The organism is Anoxybacillus mongoliensis (assembly GCF_014201515.1).
Lineage (GTDB): Bacteria > Bacillota > Bacilli > Bacillales > Anoxybacillaceae > Anoxybacillus > Anoxybacillus mongoliensis.
Genome location: NZ_JACHEQ010000004.1, coordinates 157,645 through 181,195 on the forward strand (window position 1 = coordinate 157,645; position 23,551 = coordinate 181,195).

22 protein-coding genes and 1 other annotated feature are annotated in these 23,551 nt (G+C 40.1%); all 22 genes read left to right on the plus strand.

Annotated features, from left to right (window positions below; genetic code table 11):
• Positions 1-60 precede the first annotated feature (60 nt).
• The 22 genes from HNR43_RS05790 to HNR43_RS05895 all read left to right on the plus strand — a co-directional run bounded on the left by HNR43_RS05790 (position 61) and on the right by HNR43_RS05895 (position 23,532).
• Complete coding sequence (locus HNR43_RS05790) at positions 61-1,089, plus strand: glyceraldehyde-3-phosphate dehydrogenase (protein WP_183242069.1); 1,029 nt, start codon at positions 61-63, stop codon at positions 1,087-1,089.
• A gap of 240 nt (positions 1,090-1,329) precedes the next feature.
• Positions 1,330-1,704: an adenosylmethionine decarboxylase gene (gene speD / locus HNR43_RS05795; protein ID WP_012574217.1), complete on the plus strand. Its 375-nt coding sequence runs from the start codon at positions 1,330-1,332 to the stop codon at positions 1,702-1,704.
• Positions 1,705-1,778: 74 nt separating this feature from the next.
• On the plus strand, positions 1,779-2,171 hold the full coding sequence (locus tag HNR43_RS05800; protein ID WP_183242071.1) for a cytosolic protein: 393 nt from the start codon (positions 1,779-1,781) through the stop codon (positions 2,169-2,171).
• 62 nt (positions 2,172-2,233) lie between these two features.
• Complete coding sequence (gene nrdR / locus HNR43_RS05805) at positions 2,234-2,704, plus strand: transcriptional regulator NrdR (protein ID WP_032100345.1); 471 nt, start codon at positions 2,234-2,236, stop codon at positions 2,702-2,704.
• 33 nt (positions 2,705-2,737) lie between these two features.
• Positions 2,738-4,135: a replication initiation and membrane attachment family protein gene (locus HNR43_RS05810; protein WP_183242074.1), complete on the plus strand. Its 1,398-nt coding sequence runs from the start codon at positions 2,738-2,740 to the stop codon at positions 4,133-4,135.
• A 10-nt stretch (positions 4,136-4,145) separates the two neighbouring features.
• The gene (gene dnaI, locus HNR43_RS05815) at positions 4,146-5,078 is read left to right on the plus strand and encodes a primosomal protein DnaI (protein ID WP_183242076.1); all 933 of its coding nucleotides are present in this window, start codon (positions 4,146-4,148) and stop codon (positions 5,076-5,078) included.
• A 62-nt stretch (positions 5,079-5,140) separates the two neighbouring features.
• The gene (ytxC, locus tag HNR43_RS05820; RefSeq protein WP_183242079.1) at positions 5,141-5,995 is read left to right on the plus strand and encodes a putative sporulation protein YtxC; all 855 of its coding nucleotides are present in this window, start codon (positions 5,141-5,143) and stop codon (positions 5,993-5,995) included.
• A gap of 295 nt (positions 5,996-6,290) precedes the next feature.
• Positions 6,291-8,222, plus strand: a complete 1,932-nt coding sequence (gene thrS / locus HNR43_RS05825) for a threonine--tRNA ligase (RefSeq protein ID WP_183242081.1) — start codon at positions 6,291-6,293, stop codon at positions 8,220-8,222.
• Positions 8,223-8,340: 118 nt separating this feature from the next.
• Positions 8,341-8,464, plus strand: a sequence feature (ribosomal protein L20 leader region).
• Positions 8,463-9,032 carry a translation initiation factor IF-3 gene (infC, locus tag HNR43_RS05830; protein WP_183242141.1) on the plus strand — a complete coding sequence of 190 codons (570 nt, stop codon included), beginning with the start codon at positions 8,463-8,465 and terminating at the stop codon, positions 9,030-9,032. Its footprint overlaps the feature before it by 2 nt.
• 19 nt (positions 9,033-9,051) lie before the next feature.
• Positions 9,052-9,252: a 50S ribosomal protein L35 gene (rpmI, locus tag HNR43_RS05835; RefSeq protein ID WP_003397838.1), complete on the plus strand. Its 201-nt coding sequence runs from the start codon at positions 9,052-9,054 to the stop codon at positions 9,250-9,252.
• 18 nt (positions 9,253-9,270) lie between these two features.
• Complete coding sequence (gene rplT, locus HNR43_RS05840) at positions 9,271-9,630, plus strand: 50S ribosomal protein L20 (protein ID WP_003397837.1); 360 nt, start codon at positions 9,271-9,273, stop codon at positions 9,628-9,630.
• 60 nt (positions 9,631-9,690) lie between these two features.
• Complete coding sequence (locus tag HNR43_RS05845) at positions 9,691-10,179, plus strand: dUTP diphosphatase (protein ID WP_183242083.1); 489 nt, start codon at positions 9,691-9,693, stop codon at positions 10,177-10,179.
• 55 nt (positions 10,180-10,234) lie between these two features.
• Entirely contained in the window at positions 10,235-11,320 is a 1,086-nt protein-coding gene (locus tag HNR43_RS05850) for a M20/M25/M40 family metallo-hydrolase (RefSeq protein ID WP_183242085.1), read from the plus strand.
• Between the two features lie 143 nt (positions 11,321-11,463).
• On the plus strand, positions 11,464-12,774 hold the full coding sequence (locus tag HNR43_RS05855; RefSeq protein ID WP_183242087.1) for an ABC transporter substrate-binding protein: 1,311 nt from the start codon (positions 11,464-11,466) through the stop codon (positions 12,772-12,774).
• Between the two features lie 154 nt (positions 12,775-12,928).
• Positions 12,929-13,795 (plus strand): carbohydrate ABC transporter permease, encoded by an 867-nt coding sequence (locus HNR43_RS05860; protein ID WP_183242089.1) that lies wholly within the window; start codon positions 12,929-12,931, stop codon positions 13,793-13,795.
• Positions 13,792-14,598, plus strand: coding sequence for a carbohydrate ABC transporter permease (locus HNR43_RS05865; RefSeq protein WP_183242091.1), 807 nt, complete (start codon positions 13,792-13,794; stop codon positions 14,596-14,598). The genes HNR43_RS05860 and HNR43_RS05865 overlap by 4 nt, the downstream gene beginning before the upstream one ends.
• A gap of 1 nt (position 14,599) precedes the next feature.
• Complete coding sequence (locus HNR43_RS05870; protein ID WP_183242093.1) at positions 14,600-16,861, plus strand: alpha-galactosidase; 2,262 nt, start codon at positions 14,600-14,602, stop codon at positions 16,859-16,861.
• Complete coding sequence (locus HNR43_RS05875) at positions 16,854-18,032, plus strand: galactokinase (protein WP_183242095.1); 1,179 nt, start codon at positions 16,854-16,856, stop codon at positions 18,030-18,032. Before HNR43_RS05870 ends, HNR43_RS05875 begins: the two co-directional genes overlap by 8 nt.
• Positions 18,029-19,015 (plus strand): UDP-glucose 4-epimerase GalE, encoded by a 987-nt coding sequence (gene galE / locus HNR43_RS05880; RefSeq protein WP_183242097.1) that lies wholly within the window; start codon positions 18,029-18,031, stop codon positions 19,013-19,015. The genes HNR43_RS05875 and galE overlap by 4 nt, the downstream gene beginning before the upstream one ends.
• A gap of 3 nt (positions 19,016-19,018) precedes the next feature.
• Positions 19,019-20,530 carry a UDP-glucose--hexose-1-phosphate uridylyltransferase gene (gene galT / locus HNR43_RS05885; RefSeq protein WP_183242100.1) on the plus strand — a complete coding sequence of 504 codons (1,512 nt, stop codon included), beginning with the start codon at positions 19,019-19,021 and terminating at the stop codon, positions 20,528-20,530.
• A 16-nt stretch (positions 20,531-20,546) separates the two neighbouring features.
• Positions 20,547-22,490 carry a beta-galactosidase gene (locus HNR43_RS05890; protein ID WP_183242102.1) on the plus strand — a complete coding sequence of 648 codons (1,944 nt, stop codon included), beginning with the start codon at positions 20,547-20,549 and terminating at the stop codon, positions 22,488-22,490.
• 22 nt (positions 22,491-22,512) lie between these two features.
• Entirely contained in the window at positions 22,513-23,532 is a 1,020-nt protein-coding gene (locus HNR43_RS05895) for a LacI family DNA-binding transcriptional regulator (protein ID WP_183242104.1), read from the plus strand.
• The last annotated feature ends 19 nt before the right edge of the window (positions 23,533-23,551 follow it).

Genomic DNA, 23,551 nt, shown 5'->3' on the forward strand with positions numbered 1-23,551 from the left:
ATACTATTTTTGTATATAACAGATAAATAGTATAACACATATATCGAAAGGGGCTATATAATGAAAGCGAGAGTAGCAATTAACGGATTCGGACGCATTGGACGTATGGTGTTCCGAAAAGCTATTATGGAACATGATGTTGACATTGTAGCGATTAATGCGAGCTATCCGCCTGAAACGTTAGCTCATTTAATAAAATATGATTCAAATCACGGTAAATTTGATGGGGACGTCATTCCAGTTGAAGACGGCTTAATTGTGAACGGAAAAAAAGTACAATTATTAAATTCACGTGATCCACGAGCACTGCCATGGGGGGAGCTTCAAATCGATATCGTTATAGAAGCAACCGGAAAGTTTAATGCAAAAGAAAAAGCTATGATGCACGTCGAAGCAGGAGCAAAGCGCGTCATTTTAACTGCACCTGGAAAAGATGAAGATGTAACGATTGTTATGGGAGTCAATGAACATATGCTTTCTCCAGAGCACGTCATCATTTCAAATGCTTCGTGTACAACAAACTGTTTGGCGCCTGTTGTGAAAGTGCTTGATGAAGCATTTGGGATTGAAAATGGACTCATGACAACTGTCCATGCATATACGAACGACCAAAAAAATATTGACAATCCGCATAAAGATTTACGTCGTGCACGTTCATGCGCACAATCGATCATTCCGACAACAACAGGTGCGGCGAAAGCGTTAGCGCTTGTATTACCACATCTAAAGGGGAAAATGCATGGTATGGCGTTGCGCGTTCCAACACCAAACGTTTCACTTGTTGACGTCGTTGTCGATGTGAAAAAAGACGTCACCGTCGATGAAGTGAATGAAACGTTTATGCAGGCTGCGCGTGGATCACTAAAAGGTATTTTAGACGTGACGATGGAACCACTTGTGTCAATTGATTTTAATACAAATCCACATTCTGCTATTGTTGATGGATTATCGACAATGGTCATCGAAAATCGAAAAGTAAAAGTATTAGCATGGTATGATAATGAATGGGGCTATTCATGTCGCGTTGTCGACTTAACAAAGCTTGTTGCGAAACAGTTGTTAAAAAATGAAACGGTTACGATGTCATAACGCTGGGGGTTCCAGCGTTATTTTTTTACCCATTTTATAAAAAAATAAAAAACGATATTGAAAAAAAGATATAAACGAAGTATACTATTTTTCGTGAACTTCTTGAACGCGTGGTAATGTGACTACTTAAAGGGTTAGGACCTCTTTGGACTAACTTTCCCCCGTGGTAGTTGTACATTCCAGAAAGCAAAAGAAATTCATCGTTTATTTTTTTAAAATTCATAAAAGGGGGATACGATCATGGATACAATGGGTCGTCACGTTATCTCAGAACTTTGGGGATGCGATTTTGATAAGTTGAATGACATGGAGTTTATTGAAAAAACATTTGTTGATGCAGCATTGAAGTCTGGTGCTGAAATTCGTGAAGTTGCGTTTCATAAATTTGCACCACAAGGCGTTAGCGGTGTTGTTATCATTTCTGAATCACATTTAACTATTCATAGTTTTCCAGAACATGGTTATGCGAGCATCGATGTTTACACATGTGGACATCTAGATCCAACGATTGCAGCTGACTATATTGCAGAAGCATTAGGTGCGCAAACGCGTGAAACAATTGAATTGCCTCGTGGTATGGGCCCAATTGAAATTAAACAAGCAAAAGCTTTATAATAAAATGTAAGAGAAAAAGAGGTGTAGATTCTGCACCTCTTTTTATCATTCATTGAAAAGCGAGGAGACGAACGGTGAAATGGAAATACGTATTAACAAATCATAATGAAACATCTGAACGTCACCCGGATGAACAACTAAAAAGTCGCTATTATAAAACAACACAGTCTGCTGCATTACAAGCGGTAAAAGAAATATTTGAACAAATGGATGGATGTCGCATTGTGGCGATTTCAGCAGAACACGGAGAAATAAGCGTATCACTCACGAAAGGAAAAAAAGCATTTATTGTTGCGACAATCGTTTCTGTTCGCCCATTTGAAACAGCCGTTGATTTTTCAGTAACGACAGAAACAACATGGTTGCCGATTGATTTTGGATTTAGTCGCCAACTTATTATTCGTTTATACGATCAATTAGCTAAACGATTCACATATATCGGATCAGGAATATATGGCGATAAATAGTTGTATATACGCCTTTTTTTGTCTACTATAAGGGTAAGATTACTGCTAGGGAGCTGATACATATGAAATGCCCGTCGTGTCACCACAATGGAACGCGCGTGCTCGACTCGCGTCCGGTTGATGAAGGGCGTTCCATTCGCCGTCGGCGTGAATGTGAACGTTGTCATTTTCGGTTCACAACGTTTGAACGGATTGAAGAGACGCCGTTAATTGTTGTGAAGAAAGAAGGAACGAGAGAAGAATTTAGTCGTGAAAAAATATTACGAGGGCTCATTAAAGCGTGTGAAAAACGTCCGGTTGCGCTTGAACAGCTAGAGGAAGTGACGCAACAAATTGAACGAGAGCTGCGCAATAGCGGTATAAATGAAGTGAAAAGCGAAACAATTGGAGAAATGGTCATGGAACGGTTATCGAAAATTGATGAAGTCGCTTATGTTCGTTTTGCTTCTGTATACCGTCAATTTAAAGATTTAAATGTCTTTATCGAGGAATTAAAAGAACTTATTAAAAAAGAACAAGGAGAAAGGGCATAATGTGCTCTTTTTCATATGAAGAAGGTCGATAATATGGAGTATAGTTGGAAAGAATTAATTGCCGTCGACCGATATATTGTGCATGCGAATGGGGTTTTAAGCGAACTAGACCGAAAAGTATTGACGCTTTTATATCAACCTTTAATCGGGGCTCAAGCGTACAGCTTATATATGACGTTATGGAGTGAACTGGAGCAAGCACGCTTATGGAGCGAGGAGACAACACACCATAGTTTAATGGCAATTATGCAATGCAGTTTGCCAACGATATATGCTGAACGTTTAAAGCTTGAGGGCATTGGGCTGTTGAATACGTATGTGAAGCGCACAAATGAAAATGATGAACGCGTATTTATTTATGAACTTTGCCTCCCTCTTACACCAGAACAATTTTTTACTGATGGTGTTTTAAACGTATTTTTATATGATCGTGTCGGAAAAACAAAATTTCAAAAGTTGAAAAAGTTTTTTTCTGATCGTGCCATCGATCGCACTTCTTTCGTACCCGTTACTCGCTCATTTCACGATGTATTTTCATCGATCCAACCTGAAAAAATGATTCATAAGTTAAGCGACGAAGCGAAACAAGAAGTCATGTTGCAAGACGGACATCAGTATATTGGAAAAGAACAAGCGATGTATACGATGCGAGATGATATATTTGATTTTGACACATTTTATGCAGGACTGTCCCATCATCTCGTCCCACGTCGTGCGATTACTGAAAAAGTGAAAGATGCGATCAAAAAGCTAGCCTTCTTATATGGCATTGGCCCGCTGGACATGCAAAAAATTGTGATGAGCGTTATCGATCCGGCAGAACAAATTGATATCGAAGCATTAAGAAAAGCAGCACAAGAATGGTATCAATTTGAACGTGGTGAGTCGCTTCCGCGTCTATATGATCGTGTGCAGCCGTTAGAGGAGCGCACGATGGCGCATGTCGAGCCAAAAAACGAAGAAGAATATTTAATGAAACAGCTCGAAACCGTTTCACCGAGACAACTACTTATGGACTTCTCTGGTGGCGTTGAGCCAGCGCTAGCAGACTTGCAGCTCATTGAAGAGATTATGTTTAAACAAAAATTGCCACCAGGTGTTATGAATGTGCTTATTTATTACGTCATGTTGCGTACAGATATGAAGCTTCCGAAAAAATATGTAGAAAAGATCGCTAGTTCATGGGCGCGAAAAAAAGTGCGCACAGTGAAGCAAGCGATGGAATTAGCGAAAAAGGAAGCGCGTGAATACGAAACATTTATAAAAGAAAAAGAGAAAAAAGGTTCGAAAAAGCCGATTCGTACTGAGCTATTGCCAGATTGGTTACAAACAGATTACTCACAATTTGAGCGAAAACAAGTGAAATCGGAAGAAGAGCTAGAACAAAAACGGCGCGAGTTGGAAGAACGGTTGAAAAAGCCGAAAAGTTAGGGGATAAATGATGAAACCAATTCGGGAAACGATCCATCATTTAATGAATCGTCATGATTTTAAAGAGCGATATGAGGCGATGAAGCGCGATATTTTAAACGATCCACACGTTCAATCGTTTTTACGTGATCATGATGTGACGGATGCGATGTTGAATCGACATCTCGGAAAATTGTATGAGTTTGTGCAACAAAGTAAGCATTGTGAACGTTGTCCAAGTTTAGAACAATGTCCGAATTTGCTGAAAGGATACACACCTCATTTAATTTGGCAAGGGAAAAACATTGATGTACAATACGAGCGCTGTGCTCGCAAAGTACAAGACGATGAACGAAAAAAACAACAGTCGCTCATTCGCAGTTTGTTTATCCCGCGTGACATGTTACAAGCATCATTTGATCAATTAGAGACGGACGATCTTGGACGAATTGAAGCGATCGAACTTGCGAACACGTTTGCTTCAACATATGAAGTAGGTAAACGAACGAAAGGATTATATTTATACGGTTCTTTTGGCGTTGGAAAAACATATTTGTTAGCAGCGATGGCAAATGAGTTAGCTCAAAGACATATCGCTTCATTTCTTGTGTACGTGCCGGAATTTGTGCGTTCATTAAAGTCATCGCTTCAAACGGACGCGTTTCAAGATACGATTGAATATGCAAAACAAGTTCCTGTTCTTATGCTCGATGATTTAGGGGCAGAACTAATGTCAAGCTGGTGGCGCGACGAGGTGCTCGGTCCGATTTTACAATATCGTATGCTTGAGCATTTGCCGACATGCTTTACATCGAACTTTGATTTGAAACGTCTTACCCATCACTTAGCTCACTCACAACGAGGTGAAGAAGAACAGGTGAAAGCGGCGCGAATTATTGAGCGAATTGTTTATTTAGCTACTCCGATCGAGATGAAAGGAAAAAATCGACGAATCGAAATGTGATAAACAGACGGTGTTCCCCATATATATAAAACAAGCATGTTTTTGGAAAAGGGGGGGCACCGTTGATTTATATCGTATTTCAAGATGGACAAGATGCACAACGACTATTTTCAGAATTAAGTAAAGAGCCACAACCATATGGAAAATTGCTTTACGACGACAGGACGATTACTGTTTTCTTTCATGAATCGAACGTTGCACATATGCGCGCGTTGTTCATTCCGATTTTTACTTCATGCATCATTCAAGCGTTTGAAGCACGTTGGATTTTATCAATTATTTCTCGTACGTTCTTTTATGAAAATGAAGAAGAACAACAACAAATTTTACAGCTGACTTACTCGTTTATTGATGGAGAAAGGTACGACTATCGTCTCGGAAAAAAATTGATTATGCCGCGCGAGCAATTAATTGCTCAATCGCTACATGAATGTTTACATGAAGGTGTATTTTCGTTCGAGTCGCTTATGACTTTTCGGTTAAAGCCGTATTATGATCGATTGATGCATTACGTTGAATTAGCCATTGACGAATACAAACTAGAACAAGAATATCAAGCGTTTGTTCATATGTTGCGCGAAATTGTTGCATCACGTCAGCCGAAAATGAACGTGCTTCATGTAGTATATGAGAATGAAACGTTTCAATTTTTTGATGGTCAATTTCTGTACTTGTCACCGCAACAACTAAAGCAGTTCATCGATCGACGAATCATGGTGAGCCAGCCGATGTACATTGATACATCTGTATTAGCTCCGCTCGTATCGATGGCGCCGGAAAAAATATATATGTATACAGATGTCACAGATGTGGGAATGATTCAAACGATTCAAAATGTGTTTCAAGAGCGAATGGAGCTTCGAACACCTCTTGATTTTCCAAAAAAATATGCTTATAATGACATACATAATGAATAAGGTCAAAAGTGATGATGAGGACATGGGTGTATGTTTACGGTTCACAGAGAGGGAAGGCATAGGCTGAAACCTTCCTAACACGAAAGATGCACTTACCACCTCTAAACTTCAGCAGTGAACAATGGGACGATGCCCCGTTTAGTAATTGCTGACGGTTTGCGCCGTTATCGAAATGAAGCCGTTTATACGCTCGTTTGATATTTGTATAAACGGGAAGAAGGGTGGAACCACGAAGCCAACTCGTCCCTCGTTTTTGGGACGAGTTTTTTTATTTTTAAAAAAGGAGTGAATAGCTTTGGTGGATGTAGTAAAAATCACATTTCCAGATGGAGCAGTAAAGGAGTTTCCGAAAGGAGTGACAACAGAAGACATTGCAGCGTCAATTAGTCCAGGCTTGAAGAAAAAGGCAATTGCTGGGAAGCTGAACGATCGCATGATTGATTTGCGTACACCAATTGAAGAAGATGGCGCGCTTTCGATTATTACACAAGATATGCCAGAGGCGCTTGATATTTTGCGTCATAGTACAGCGCACTTAATGGCGCAAGCGGTGAAACGACTATATAAAGATGTAAAGCTTGGTGTTGGTCCTGTTATTGAAAACGGTTTTTACTATGATATTGATGTTGATGTGCCAATTACAGCAGAAGACTTACCGAAAATTGAACAAGAAATGAAAAAAATTGTAAAAGAAAACTTAGACATCATTCGTAAAGAAGTAAGTCGTGAAGAAGCGATTCGTCGCTATGAAGAAATTGGAGATCATTTAAAAATTGAACTCATTCACGACATTCCAGAAGGAGAAGTTGTCTCCATTTACGAACAAGGAGAATTTTTCGACCTTTGTCGCGGGGTGCACGTGCCATCAACAGGAAAAATTAAAGAGTTTAAACTGTTAAGTGTGGCGGGTGCGTACTGGCGTGGCGACAGCAAAAACAAAATGTTACAACGCATTTACGGAACAGCCTTTTTCAAAAAAGAAGATTTAGACGAATATTTACGCCTTTTACAAGAAGCGAAAGAACGCGATCACCGTAAGCTTGGAAAAGAACTCGACTTATTTATGACATCGCAAAAGGTCGGACAAGGATTACCACTTTGGCTTCCAAAAGGTGCAACGATTCGCCGAACAATTGAGCGTTATATCGTCGATAAAGAGCTGTCTCTTGGATATCAACACGTATATACACCAGTGCTAGGTAGCGTTGAGTTATATAAAACGTCTGGTCATTGGGATCACTATAAGGATGGCATGTTTCCACCAATGGAAATGGATAATGAACAGCTTGTGTTACGCCCGATGAACTGTCCACATCATATGATGGTGTATAAACATAAAATTCATAGCTATCGCGAGTTGCCAATTCGCATCGCAGAGCTCGGTACGATGCACCGTTATGAAATGTCTGGAGCGCTTACAGGTTTGCAACGTGTGCGTGGCATGACGTTAAATGATGCACATATTTTCGTGCGCCCAGATCAAATTAAAGACGAGTTTAAGCGCGTCGTCAATTTAATTTTAGACGTATATAAAGACTTCGGTTTAACAGATTATTCATTCCGTCTGTCGTATCGTGATCCACAAGATAAAGAAAAATATTATGATGACGATGCGATGTGGGAAAAAGCACAAAGCATGTTAAAAGAGGCAATGGACGAGCTCGGACTTGACTATTATGAAGCGGAAGGGGAAGCAGCGTTTTACGGTCCGAAATTAGACGTTCAAGTGCGTACAGCGCTCGGAAAAGACGAAACATTGTCTACTGTGCAATTAGACTTTTTACTGCCAGAACGTTTTGATTTAACATATATTGGGGAGGATGGAAAACCGCATCGTCCAGTCGTCATCCATCGTGGTGTCGTATCGACGATGGAACGCTTCGTCGCTTTCTTAATTGAAGAGTATAAAGGGGCGTTCCCAACATGGTTAGCACCTGTACAAGTGCAAGTGATTCCAGTCGCTCCATCTGTCCATATGGACTATGCGTATGAAGTAAAACATGCGTTACAAGCGGCAGGCATTCGCGTTGAAGTCGATGAGCGTGAAGAAAAAATCGGTTATAAAATTCGTGAAGCACAAATGCAAAAAATTCCGTACATGCTCGTTGTCGGGGATAATGAAGTGAGTGAAAGAGCAGTAAACGTGCGAAAATATGGGGAACAAAAGAGCGAAACGATGCCGCTCCATGCGTTTGTCGATCTCATTCAAAAAGAAGTGCGTAAATAATATAGTTGCATTTTTTCTTCATGTTTGTTATAGTTTTATTTGTTGTGATGAATTGACATCAGTTGACAATGTATTTCCGTTTATGGTATATATGTTAGAGTAAAAATAAATACTTGTTTGAAACAAGCAGAAGCACCCGCTTCTCACCTGATCGACGCCATATGGCTGTTAACAGGTTTATGACAAAACAAATGTTGTCAGCGAGACGTGTGGGTGTATTATGCCCACACGTTTTTTGTTATGTGCGTTCTGCTTGAGCAAACAAGTTTGAAAAAACCGTGGAGGTGGCTAGTTATTAGCAAAGATTTTATTATTAATGAAAACATTCGGGCACGTGAAGTTCGTTTAGTCGATCCAAACGGCGAACAACTTGGGATTAAGACGAAACAAGAAGCGTTAGAAATTGCGGCGCGTTTAAATTTGGACTTAGTGATGGTTGCACCAAATGCGAAACCGCCAGTATGTCGCATTATGGACTATGGCAAATTCCGTTTTGAGCAACAAAAGAAAGAAAAAGAAGCGCGCAAAAAGCAGAAAGTAATCAACGTGAAAGAAATTCGTTTAAGCCCAACGATCGAAGAACATGACTTCAACACAAAATTGCGCAACGCGCGGAAGTTCCTTGAAAAAGGAGATAAAGTAAAAGCGACGATTCGCTTTAAAGGACGTGCGATTACGCATAAAGAAATTGGTCAGCGCGTGCTTGATCGATTTGCTGAGGCGTGCGCGGATATTGGTACGGTTGAAACGGCTCCAAAAATGGACGGCCGCAGCATGTTTTTAGTGCTAGCACCGAAAAACGACAAATAACAAAAGGGAGGAACACCTTATGCCAAAAATGAAAACTCACAAAGGCTCAGCGAAGCGTTTCAAAAAGACAGGAACAGGCCAATTAAAACGTTCACACGCATTCACTAGCCACTTATTCGCAAACAAAACACAAAAGCAAAAACGTAAACTTCGCAAAGCAACACTTGTATCAAAAGGCGATTTCAAACGCATTCGTCAATTGTTAGATAACGTAAAATAATTTTAGGAGGGAAATGTTATGCCACGTGTAAAAGGCGGTACAGTCACACGCAGACGTCGTAAAAAAATTCTTAAACTTGCAAAAGGATATTTCGGTTCGAAACATCGTTTATATAAAGTAGCAAATCAACAAGTCATGAAATCGTTAATGTACGCGTATCGCGACCGTCGCCAACGCAAACGCGACTTCCGTAAACTTTGGATTACGCGCATTAACGCAGCAGCGCGCATGAACGGTCTTTCTTATAGCCGTTTAATGCACGGATTAAAACTTGCAGGAATCGAAGTAAACCGCAAAATGCTTGCTGATTTAGCGGTAAACGATGCTGCGGCATTCACACAACTTGCAAACATCGCAAAAGAAAACTTAAACAAGTAATAAGGAAATGACCATTCTCCCTTGAGGGGATGGTCATTTTTTATAAGAGGGGGAGAACAAATGAATTTACAAACATTATTTTCTATGCAACGACAATTAGATGAGCGAATTGAGACAGAACGTGGATTGCGCGGTGAACGTTTAATTGAACGTAAGTTGTTAGCTCTTCTTGTTGAAATTGGAGAACTCGCGAATGAAACGCGCTGTTTTAAATTTTGGAGTTCAAAGCCGAAAGCGGCGGACGAAACGATTTTAGAGGAATATGTCGACGGTCTTCATTTTATTTTATCGCTCGGGCTCGATCTTTCCCTTTATGAACATATCCAATGGCCACATGTGCAAGAAAGTAAACCGCTTGTTGAACAGTTTTTATACGTATTTGAAGCCGTTCAGACGTTTCGCGAAAAGATGGACGAACAAGCATACGGTCGATTAGTATATGCGTATGCACAGCTTGGTCATGCGCTTCAATTCAATGCTGAACAAATTGAACGAGCGTATGTCGCAAAAAACGAAGTGAATCATGAGCGACAAAGTCACAATTATTAACAACTGTCAAAATGTTTAGTATAATGAGTGTTGTACATAGAGAGGAGTGACATACGTGAAAAAATTAGATGAAACGTTAACGATGTTGAAAGCGTTAACGGATGCGAAAGGCGTTCCAGGGAACGAACGAGAAGTACGCGAAGTAATGAAATCATACATCGCTCCATATGCGGATGAAGTGACAACGGATCGTCTTGGTAGCTTAATTGCAAAAAAAGTAGGAAAAGAAAATGGACCAAAAGTGATGATTGCCGGTCATTTAGATGAAGTAGGTTTTATGGTGACACAAATCGATGAAAAAGGCTTTATTCGCTTCCAACCGCTCGGAGGCTGGTGGGGGCAAGTGATGCTTGCTCAGCGAGTGACAATCGTAACAAAAAAAGGTGATATTACAGGCGTCATCGGTTCAAAACCGCCACATATTTTACCTGCTGAAGCAAGAAGGAAGCCGGTAGAAATCAAGGATATGTTTATCGACATCGGGGCTTCGAGCCGTGATGAAGCGATCGAATGGGGTGTACGTCCGGGTGATGCGATCGTTCCGTATTTTGAATTTACCGTGATGAATAATGAAAAAATGTTGCTTGCAAAAGCATGGGATAACCGCATCGGTTGTGCAGTTGCTATTGATGTGTTGAAACAATTAAAAGATGTTGAGCATCCAAACGTCGTATACGGTGTTGGAACCGTACAAGAAGAAGTAGGCTTGCGCGGGGCTCGAACATCCGCTTTTGCGATTGAACCAGATATTGCGTTTGCAGTAGATGTCGGCATCGCTGGCGACACACCAGGTGTATCTGAAAAAGACGCCATGGGGAAACTCGGCGGCGGACCGCATATTGTTTTATACGATGCAACACTTGTTTCTCATAAAGGATTACGTGAATTTGTCATTAGCGTAGCAGAAGAAATGAACATCCCGTACCGTTTTGACGCGATGCCAGGCGGTGGAACAGACGCCGGTGCCATTCATATGACGATGCGCGGCGTTCCAGCGTTAACGATCTCTATCCCAACGCGCTACATTCACTCCCATGCGGCACTTCTTCATCGCGATGACTACGAACAAACAGTAAAACTATTAGTCGAAGTTATTAAACGACTTGATGAAGATAAAGTGAAAGAAATTACGTTTGATTAACAAAAAACCGACTCGAATAGGGTCGGTTTTTTACTTTTTTTTCAGAAAATTTTTGTTGACTAAAACAAAAAAGTTTACTAAAATTTTTACTAGTAGGCGAAAACGCTTACATAAAACGTATCGAGAAAAGGGGAGGAGAATGGATGTTTAAACGTTATTGGAAATGGCTTGTCCTCATCGTAGCTTCAGCGGTTATGTTGGCAGCTTGTAGTGGCAAGCAATCATCGACGGACGACAAAGGGGAAGGATCGAGTGAAAAAATTGTATTGACAGCTTGGGCTTGGAACGTAAACGTTGGTGCTTTAAATGAAGCGATGAAAGAGTTTCAAAAAAGCAACCCGAACATTGAATTAAAAGTAGAAGATATTGGACGTTTAGATGTATATGATAAGCTATCTACAGGTTTAGCTGCAGGAGGAACAGGTCTTCCAGATATTGTCCTTGTAGAAGATGATCGTATCCATGGTTATGTGAATGCATTTCCGAAAGGATTTGTCAATTTATCAGAAAAAGGATTTGATCAATATAAAGACGTATTCCCGACATTTAAAAAAGATTTAACATCTGTTGATGGAAAGTTTTATGCAATGCCATTTGATGCGGGTCCAACAGGAATGTTCTACCGTACGGATTTGTTTGAAAAAGCAGGGGTAAAAGCAGAAGATATTGAAACATGGGATGACTTTTTGGCAGCAGCAAAAAAAATTAAAGAGGCGACTGGTGCATTTGCAATGCCTCTCGATAAATTTAAAGACGATCCGATTTTTCGTATGATGCTTAATCAACGTGGTATTTACTACTTTGATCAAGATGGGAAAATCGATTTAACAAATCCGAAAGCTGTAGAAGCAATGGAGATGTTGAAAAAATTTGACGATGCTGGACTCATTAAAGACGTTGACGGATGGAATGGGGTTGTATCAGCAACAGTAGATGGTTCTGTCGCTACGGTTCCATTTGGTGCATGGTATTATGGAACAATTGTTGATCAGGCAAAAGATACGAATGGCAAATGGGGAGTGTTTTTACTTCCAGCTTTTGAAAAGGGAGGTAATCGTGCTGCTAACTTAGGTGGTAGTAGTTGGATGATTCCTGCCTCTTCTAAACATATCGATGAAGCATATAAGTTTTTAGAATTTTTCTCAACAACGAAAGATATTCAGTTAATGGCTATGGAGAAATATGGATTATTCCCATCATTAGCGAGTGCATATGACTCTGAATTATTTACTAGTGGTGTACAATTTTTCGGAGGTCAAAAAATTTGGGAGTTATTCGCAAATGAAATGAAAGATATTCCAACAGCTTATTATACGAACGATTATGCTGTTGCTTTAGATGAAGCAATTAAGGCACAGGCAGACGTATTCAATGGAAAAGATCCAAAGAAAGCGCTTGAAGAGGCAGCGAAACGGTTGAAAGATCGAACAAAACGAGAAATGAATACTTACTAAAATACGGATATGTTGAAAAATGAATGAGAGATTTAGTGATATGGCTAAATCTCTCATTTCTACTTAAAAGTGAATAAGGAAAGGAAGAGGGGGTTTGAGTACAAAAATGGTGGAAGTAAACTCGATGACACCTAAAGTCGAGGGGCACACAAAAATGAAAAAACATGTATGGAAAAAGAAAATTGTGCCGTACATTTTCATTGCTCCTTCTGTAATTTTGTTTTCAATTTTTATGCTTTATCCGATCGGTTACTCTTTCGTTATGAGTTTTCAGACAAGTGCCGGCGGGGAGATGACATTTAACGGTTTAGAAAACTATAAGCGTTTATTTAACGATGACATTTTTTTGAAAGCATTAAAAAACACCTTTATTATTTTAGCTGTTCAAGTTCCGATGATGCTTTTTTTAGCGCTTATTTTAGCCGTCCTTCTTCATTCTTCACTTTTAAAATGGAAAGCGATGTTTCGTGTATCTTTTTTTCTACCAGCTGTGACATCGCTTGTAGCGTATTCAATCATTTTTTCAATTATGTTAATGAACGATGGGCTGATGAATCAACTGCTAGAATGGATCGGAATCAGCTCGATCCCATGGCTATCTCACCCGTTCTGGGCGAAAGTATCCCTTATTTTAGCCATGACATGGCGTTGGGTTGGATATAACATGGTCATTTATTTAGCAGCTTTGCAAAATATTTCGGAAGATTTATACGAAGCAGCGAGTATAGATGGGGCAAGTAAAGTAAGGCAATTTTTTTCAATTACTATTCCTCAGTTAAAGCCGGTCATTTTATTTACAGCTATTTTATCAACAATTGGAACACTTCAATTGTTTGATGAACCGTATACGCTTACAAAAGGTGGGCCAAGCGACGAAACGTTAACAATAGGAATGTACTTATATCAAACAGGGTTCCGTTATTTCGATTTCGGATATGCTTCAACCATTGCGTACGTCATTGTTGTTTTAATTGCCATTTTAAGTTTTATCCAATTTAAAGTATCGGGGGATGAGCGATGAAAAAAATTAGTTTATATATTACGTTGACTATTGGAGCGCTCATTTCGCTATTTCCATTTTATTGGGCGTTTATCGGTGCCACAAATGAGAGTGGAAAGCTTTTTTCTAAGCAGCTTTCATTTGTTCCAGGGACAAAACTCATTGAAAATGTGACAAATTTGGATGAATCTATCGGAATTGGTCGAGTGTTGTTTAACTCTTTGTTTGTTTCTCTTACGTATACGATTTTTAGTTTACTTATTTGCACGATGGCTGCATATGCATTTGCGAAATTTGAATTTAAAGGAAGAGACACGATTTTTGCTATTTTTTTATTGTCCATGATGATCCCATATCACGCTACTGTTATACCTTTATTTAAAATGATGGCTACATTCGGGTGGCTGAATACGTATAAAGCACTCATTTTACCGAATTTAGCATATCCATTTGCTATTTTCTTAATGAGACAAAATATGTTAGCATTCCCTAATGCTCTTATTGAAGCTGCAAGAATAGATGGGGCGGGAGAGTGGCGCATTTTCTTTCGTATCGTATTGCCGTCCATGAAACCAGCACTCGCAGCAACAGCCATTTTTCTATTCATGTATCAATGGAATAGCTTTTTATGGCCTTTAATTGCTGTGTCGTCAACCGATATGTATACGTTCCCTGTTGCACTTTCTAGTTTGTTTGGTTTATCACGTATCGATTACGGGCAAGTGATGGCGGGGGTAACGTTAGCTACTGTTCCAATCATTGTTTTCTTTTTATCATTACAAAGACATTTTATTTCGGGTATGTTGGGAAGCGCGGTGAAGTAAAATGCCTATCTTTATTAATGAGTCGCTACGACAGTTTCATCTTCAAACGAAGGAGAGCAGTTATATTTTTTGTGTGTTGAAAAACGGCCAACTTGGTCATTTGTATTATGGGAAAAAAATCAACCATCGTGAAAATTTCTCTCATCTATTTCAATTGCCGAATGAACCGATTGGAAATGCAACATTTTTGTATAAGGGAGATCAAACGTTTTCCCTTGAGGTGATCAAACAAGAATATCCATCTTACGGGACGACAGATTTTCGGGAGCCAGCATTCCATATATGGCATGAAAATGGAAGTCGTATTACTCGCTTTGTTTTTCAATCATACAAAGTGATAAAAGGAAAACCGAAGCTCGATGGTCTTCCTGCAACATACGTAGATGATGAGAATGATGCAACGACTCTTATTATTACGTTATATGACAAAGCGTCACGCGTACAGTTACAGCTACAATATAGTGTTTTTGAACATGAAAGTGTGATTACTCGAAGCGTTCGTTTAACAAATGATGGGCAACATCCGATCGCTATTGAGAGGATATTAAGTGCCGTTGTTGATTATCCAGATGCGCAATTTGAGATGATTCATTTAGATGGAGCATGGATTCGTGAGCGTCATGTCACATCGCGAGTGTTGAAAAAAGGAGTTCAGTTTATTGATAGCAAACGTGGCACAAGTAGTTCACAGCATAATCCTTTTTTTGCTCTAAAACGTATCGAGGCAACAGAACATACGGGAGATGTGTACGGCTTTAGTCTTGTATATAGCGGAAACTTTATCGCAGGAGTTGAGGTTGATCATTATGATGTTGCACGCGCTTTTATTGGCATAAATCCGTTTGATTTTCGATGGATTTTGTATCCAAATGAATCGTTTCAAACGCCTGAAGTCGTCATGGTATATTCGTCGGCCGGATTAAATGGAATGAGTCAAACGTATCACCGTCTATATACTTCTCACCTTGTTCGAGGACCTTGGCGCCATCGTCCGCGCCCTATTTTAATTAACAACTGGGAAGCAACGTATTTTCAATTTCATGAAGATAAATTGTTAGCGATTGCTGATGCTGCAAAAGAGCTAGGCGTTGAGTTGTTTGTTTTAGACGATGGATGGTTTGAGGGAAGAAATGATGATACGACATCCCTAGGGGATTGGGTTGTAGATCTGAATAAAATTCCAAGTGGCTTATCTTGTTTAGCAGAGAGAATCAACAAAAAAGGGTTGCAGTTTGGTATTTGGATAGAGCCGGAAATGATATGTGAAAAAAGTAGATTATATGAGCGTCACCCCGATTGGGTATTAAAGGCACCAAATTGTTCAGCGATTTCACACGGAAGAAATCAATACATTCTCGATTTAACAAGAAAAGATGTGAGAGATTATTTGTACGATACAATCAGTCATTTGTTAGAAAGTGCAAATATCGCATATGTGAAATGGGATATGAACCGAAATATGACAGAAATAGGATCTTCTCTACTTGAAGCAAGTAGACAAGGGGAAGTTGCGCATCGCTATATTCTTGGATTATATGAATTGCTCGAGCGGCTCATAAATAAATTTCCACATGTTTTATTTGAATCTTGTGCTAGCGGTGGAAATCGATTTGACCCTGGTATGCTTTATTATATGCAACAAAGTTGGGCAAGCGATAATACAGACGCATTCGAACGCGTCAAAATTCAATATGGAACGACGTTCGTTTACCCCATTAGTTCCATAGGTGCACATGTATCCGCTGTACCTAACCATCAAACCGGACGAGTAACACCGTTACAGACAAGATGGCATGTGGCTATGTTTGGAGCGTTCGGTTACGAATTAGATGCTACGGTGTTAACTACAGAAGAAAAGCAACAAATAAAAGAGCAAATTTCTTTTTTTAAGAAACACCGATCGCTTTTGCAGTACGGCACATTTTATCGTTTAATAAGCCCGTTTGAAGGAACAGATGCTGCGTGGATGGTTGTTTCGGAAGATAAAAGGGAAGCGATTGTTGCTTTTTACCGTTTTATCGCAAAACCAAACCCTTCATTCATGAGGATATACTTAAAAGGATTGGATGCAGAGTGCAAGTACGAAGTGATGATGGAAGGGAAAACACAAATCATTTATGGTGATGAACTGATGCATATCGGTCTCTTCCTCCCACCGTTTTATATGGGAACGATAAAGACAAAGGAGACGAGAATGATGGGGGATTATGTATCTTGTTTGGTGGTGTTAAAGGCAGTAGAGGAGGAGAAATCAAATGAATGAGTTAGTACGTGATTTTATTCAGTTATTCGGTCAAGGTGAGAGAGAGACTTTCACTTTCTTCGCCCCTGGTCGCGTCAATTTAATCGGTGAACATACTGATTATAACGGTGGATATGTACTTCCTTGTTCATTGCATATCGGAACGTATGCAGTTGCTCGGTTAAATGATGATGGAGTTATTCGGCTCTATTCTAAAAACTTTCATGAAGATGGAATTGTCTCTGTGACAAAAGACGAACTCGCATATGACGAGCGCCATGGATGGGCGAATTATCCAAAGGGAATTATCCAAGCACTTATACCGAAAGATGCACAAAATGGGATTGACGTCTTATACTATGGCAACATTCCAAACGGGGCAGGATTGTCTTCGTCCGCGTCGATTGAGCTCGCTACCGCCGTGATGTTGAACGAGTTGTTTCAACTTCGTATGGGGATGTTGGAATTAGTAAAAGTTAGTCAAAAAGTCGAAAATGAATATATTGGTGTCAATTGCGGGATTATGGATCAATTTGCGGTTGGAATGGGGAAAGCAGGGCATGCGTTACTACTCGATTGCCAAACGCTTCAATACGAATATTTGCCCCTTTCTTTAGAAGATTATTCGATTGTGATTGCCAATACGAATAAAAAGCGCGGCTTAGCTGATTCAGCATATAACGAGCGACGCGCAACATGTGAACAGGCGCTTGCAAAATTACAGAACTACGTACGTATCCATTCACTCGGGGATTTAACGATCGAGCAGTTTCACCAATATGTACACGTTCTGTCACCGATAGAACAAAAACGAGTGCGGCATGTAGTTTCAGAAAATGAACGGACGAAGCAAGCAGCTGTTGTTTTGCGCCAGGGAGATTTGCATACGTTTGGACAATTAATGCGCCAATCACATGAATCGTTGCGTGATGATTATGAAGTGACAGGAAAAGAGCTAGATACGCTCGTTGAATCGGCATGGAAACATAAAGGCACAATAGGAGCGCGTATGACGGGGGCAGGGTTTGGTGGTTGTACTGTAAATATTGTAAAGGACGATCATATTCCATCGTTTATCGAGGAAGTTGGTCGAATGTATGAAATGGAAGTCGGTTATGCCCCTAGTTTTTATGTAGCCAAAATTGGTGACGGAGCCAAACAGCTTACAAAAGAAGGGGAGAGTTTGCGATGATTCTTGTTTGTGGTGGGGCAGGCTACATTGGAAGTCATGCGGTATATCGTTTCATTGAAAAAGGAGAACAAGTCGTTGTCGTTGACAATTTGCAAACAGGACATCGAAAAGCTGTTCACCCAGATGCGCTGTTTTACGAGGGAGATATTCGTGATCGTCACTTTTTAAGCGACATATTTAAAAAGCATGAAATAGATACAGTGATTCATTTTGCAGCCAACTCGCTTGTCGGCGAAAGTGTGAAACAGCCGTTAGCTTATTACAACAACAATGTTTATGGTACAGAAGTGTTGCTTGATGTGATGAATGAACATGGTGTAAAACAAATTGTTTTTTCATCAACAGCCGCTGTATATGGAGAACCAAAACAAATTCCAATTCAAGAAGAAGATGAGACAAATCCTGAAAGTCCATACGGTGAAACGAAACTAGCGATGGAAAAGATGATGAAATGGGTGAACGTTGCATACGGGATTCGTTACATTTCTTTACGATATTTTAATGTTGCTGGAGCGTACGGAACGATGATTGGCGAAGATCATCGTCCAGAAACACATTTAATTCCCCTTATTTTACAAGTGCCGTTAGGAAAACGAGAAGCGATTCATATTTTTGGAGATGATTACGACACGCATGACGGCACGTGCATTCGTGACTACATTCATGTGTTAGATTTAGTGGATGCCCACATGTTAGCGGTAGAAAAACTAAGAAACGGTGGAGAAAGTGACATATACAATTTAGGAAATGGTAACGGGTTTTCTGTCAAAGAAGTTGTGGAAGCAGCACGGCATGTCACAGGACATCCGATTCCTACAAAAATTGTACCGAGACGCCCTGGAGATCCCGCCCGTTTAGTTGCTTCATCGGAAAAAGCGAAACGCGAGCTCGGCTGGCAGCCGAGATACACAGCGATTGAGGAAATTGTGGCTTCGGCGTGGGAGTGGCATCGAGCGAATCCGAACGGATATGAAGAGGTGTAAATGATGGTGAACATTTATGAAGAAGTTGAGGCACTTATTCAATATGCGCTCCGTCATCGTTTAATTGAAAAAGAAGACGTCATTTATACGCGCAATCGTATATTGGCGTTGTTAAAATTGGACGAATGGAAACAAGTTGATGTGATACCTTCCTCGGACCGCCCACTTGTTTCCATCTTGCAACGTATTATCCAATGGGCTGAAGAACATGGACGTTTTGTCGGAAAAACTGTTACAGATCGTGATTTATTTGACACAGAGATTATGAATTGTTTTGTGGCGCGTCCATCAACGATCATTCAAACATTTTATGAAAAATACAAAAGCAATAAGCAGGAAGCAACAACTTGGTTTTATGAGCTTAGTCAAGCGTCGAATTACATTCGCGTAGACCGAGTGAGGAAAAATAGACGGTGGAAAGCGCGTACGAAATACGGAGATATGGATATTACGATTAACTTATCTAAACCTGAAAAAGATCCTCGGGATATTGCGCGCATGAAAGAAACAAAAGAGCAGCATTATCCTACTTGCTTGTTATGCATCGAAAATGAAGGGTACGCAGGAACAATTCGTCATCCTGCGCGAGCGAACCATCGGATCATTCCTGTTGAGTTATGTGGAGAACGTTGGTTTTTTCAATATTCACCTTACGTTTATTACAACGAGCATTGCATCGTACTTCGCGATAAGCATGTACCAATGAAAATGGAAAGAAGGACATTTGAACGGTTGCTTGATTTTGTCGATCAATTTCCTCATTACTTTATCGGCTCAAACGCAGATTTACCTATTGTAGGAGGATCGATTTTATCGCACGATCATTTTCAAGGTGGACAATATACATTTGCGATTGAAAAAGCTTCAGCTGATTTTACGTTTACATTACAAGCTTACCCCAACGTACAAATGAGTATCATTCGTTGGCCGATGTCAGTCATACGTGTACGCGGGGCAAAACAACATGTGTTACAAGTAAGTGATCTCATTTATAAAGAATGGCAAACGTATAGCGATCCTCAAGTAGATATATATGCACAAACAAATGGTGTACCCCATAATACAGTTACGCCCATTGCTCGTAGACGCGAGGAATTATACGAGATGGACATCGTATTAAGAAACAATCGAACATCAGCGCAACATCCGTACGGTATTTTTCATCCGCATGAGGAGTTGCATCATATTAAAAAGGAAAATATTGGTTTAATTGAAGTGATGGGATTAGCGGTATTGCCTAGTCGATTAGCGGACGAATTAGAGAGTGTAGCGTTATATATGACAAACAAAACGCCAAAAGAACAATGGGAACCGGCATTATTGAAGCATTGGGAATGGGTGCAAGACATGATGGAAAGAAACCCCGTCATTGATGATGTCCATGAATTATTAAAAGAAGAAGTGGGAAAGCGATTCGAACAAGTGCTCGAACATGCGGGCGTATTCAAACGAACAGAAGAAGGAAAGGAAGCGTTTCATCGGTTTATTCGTCATATTCAAGAACGAAATAACTAAAGACGGAGGAGAAAACATGTATGTAGGAGTGGACTACTATCCAGAATATTGGCCAAAAGAAATGATTGAAGAAGATATTCAAGGAATTAAAGCGCTTGGGGCTAACATCGTTCGCATTGGAGAATTTTCTTGGCATTTAATGGAACGAACAGAAGGGAATGTTGACTTCTCGTTTTTTGATGAAGTGGTTAAAAAGTTGAAAGAAAACGGACTTTCGATCATGTTTGGTACGCCGACCGCAACGTTTCCAGCTTGGCTAGCAAAAAAACACCCAGATATTTTATCGAAAGACGAATATGGACGTACTCGTGTATTTGGAGGGCGACGACAATATTGTTTTAACTCGAAAACATATCGCTCATATGCAGCCAATATAACAGAACAACTTGTTAAACATTACAAAGATGAGGAAGCGATCGTTGCTTGGCAAATTGATAATGAATTCGGACATGAAGGAAGCGATATGTGTTATTGTGAGCAGTGCCATCGTGAGTTTCAACAATTTTTGCGAGAGAAATATAAGCAAATTGACACATTAAATGAAGCGTACGGAACAATCTTTTGGGGACAGACGTATAACGATTTTTCGGAAATTCCAATGCCAACAAAAACCATCACAACGCATAATCCATCTTTGCAGTTAGATTGGGCACGTTTTCGTTCGTTTTCAGTTAATCGTTTTGCTCATGAAATGACAAACATCGTGAAAAAACATAAAGGATCACATCAGCAAGTAACGACAAATGTGTCTGGGGGATTTTTCGACAAGTGGTTTGATCATGAAGAAAATGTGCGTTACATGGACTTCGTGTCTTATGATAACTATCCTGTATGGGGCGGGCTAGATGAGCCAATTTCTCCTGCGGCGATTGCGATGAGTCATGATTTCAATCGCGGATTGCTCGGGAAAAATTATTGGATTGTTGAAGAACTGATGGGAGCGCAAGGACATGAGATGATCGGATATTTACCGCGACCGAATCAAGCAAAAATGTGGTCGTATCAGGCGTTCGCGCACGGATGTACGAATATGTTATATTTTAGTTGGCGCGGAATGGATCGAGGAGCAGAACAATTTTGTTATGGAATTGTAGATCATAGCAATGTGCGCGGAAGAAAGTATAAGGAAGCGCAATCTGTTTTTTCGCATATTCCGACATTTGAACATGTGTTACATTCACCCATCCAAGCGGATATTGCTGTTTTATATGACTACGAAAACATTTGGTCGTGGCGTTTTCAGCCGCAAAGTAAAGCGTTTGATTTTACAACAGAACTTCTTCGGTTATATGAGCCATTTTATCGTTTAAATACAAATATCGACGTCATTCCTGTTTCACGGGATTTTTCAACATATAAAGTACTTATCGTTCCTGTATTACAAATCATTGACGAACAATTAGCCGAAAAATTGAAAACGTTTGCTCGGTCTGGTGGAACGATTATTTTTTCTTTCCGAACAGGATTAAAAAACAAACAAAATAACATTCATTTTAAACATATATTACCTGCGCACGTGAGTGACCTTGTCGGTGCGCATATTCACGAAGTCGAATCGCTCGCATATCGTTATGTTCCAATCATCGGTGAAGGACGATGGCAAGGTAGGAAGGCGATGTGCTCCGTGTGGCGAGATTTGCTTGAACCAACAACAGCGAATGTATTGTATCGATATGACGACCCGTTTTATCCACTTGCCGCGATAACAGAAAATGAATATGGTGATGGGGACGTTTATTATATTGGTGGAGGAATAGATCGCCATGTTCTTGATGATCTCGCCAAAGACATTGTGCAAAAACATCGTATATGGCATGTAGAAAGCGACGAAGGTGTCGAAGTATATCGACGTGTATGTGATGATGGTGAGTATATGTTCGTCCTCAATCATACAGATCAAGAAAAACAATTTCGCGATTTGATTCTCAAACCGTACGATAGTCAAATCGTTAAAATTTAGCATAAATAAAGGGGTGGCATCGATGGCTACATTGAAAGAAATTGCCGAAAAAGCAGGGGTTTCGGTCGCCACTGTATCGCGTGTACTAAACTACGATACAACGTTATCCGTCTCGGATGAAACGAAAAAGCGCATTTTTGAAATTGCCCAAGAGCTGAACTATAAAACGCCTAGAGAACGCAATCAAATTGGTGCAAAAGAAAGGTTGCGTTTTGGCGTTGTCAACTGGTATTCGGAATCCCAAGAGCTTGACGATCCATACTATATGGCGATTCGTCTCGGAGTAGAAAAAGAATGTTTTCACCGTCAAATTGAGCTTGTCAAGTTGTTTAAGAAAGATGGTTCGTATGAATCAGAATGGTTAACAGGCTTAGATGGAATTATTGCTGTTGGAAAGTTTGGGAAACAAAATATTGACTTATTCACGTCAGTCACAAAACATATTGTTTTTGTTGATTACTCTCCTAATGAAGATCGCTTTGATTCCGTCGTTGTCGATTTTCGGAAAGCGACTGCTCGTGTTCTTCAATATTTAATTGATCTCGGTCATAAGTACATTGGCTACATTGGAGGACGCGAATATGTCGATGATGGTCAACTGATTCAAGATGAGCGTGAACGTACATTTTATGAATATTTATATTTGCGCGGGATGTTCATTCCAGAGTATGTATTCACCGGGCGTTTTATTGCTGAAGACGGATATATGTTAATGAAACAAGCGCTTCAGCTACCAAATCGTCCAACTGCGTTTTTTATCGCGAGCGATTCGATGGCGATTGGAGCGTTGCGGGCGCTACATGAAGCTGGAATTGATGTGCCAAATGAAATAACGGTTGTCGGCTTTAACGATCTCCCTACATCAAAGTTTGTTCAGCCTCCATTATCAACTGTGCAAGTTTATACCGAATTTATGGGAGAAACAGCGGTTGAGTTGCTTGTTGAACAAATTCAGACAAAAAGAGAAATTCCAAAAAAAATTGTCGTTCCAACGAAACTTGTCGTAAGAGAAAGCAGCTGTGCCCATACAGTAAAGAAATAGCTTCCGCCTTGGCGAAAGC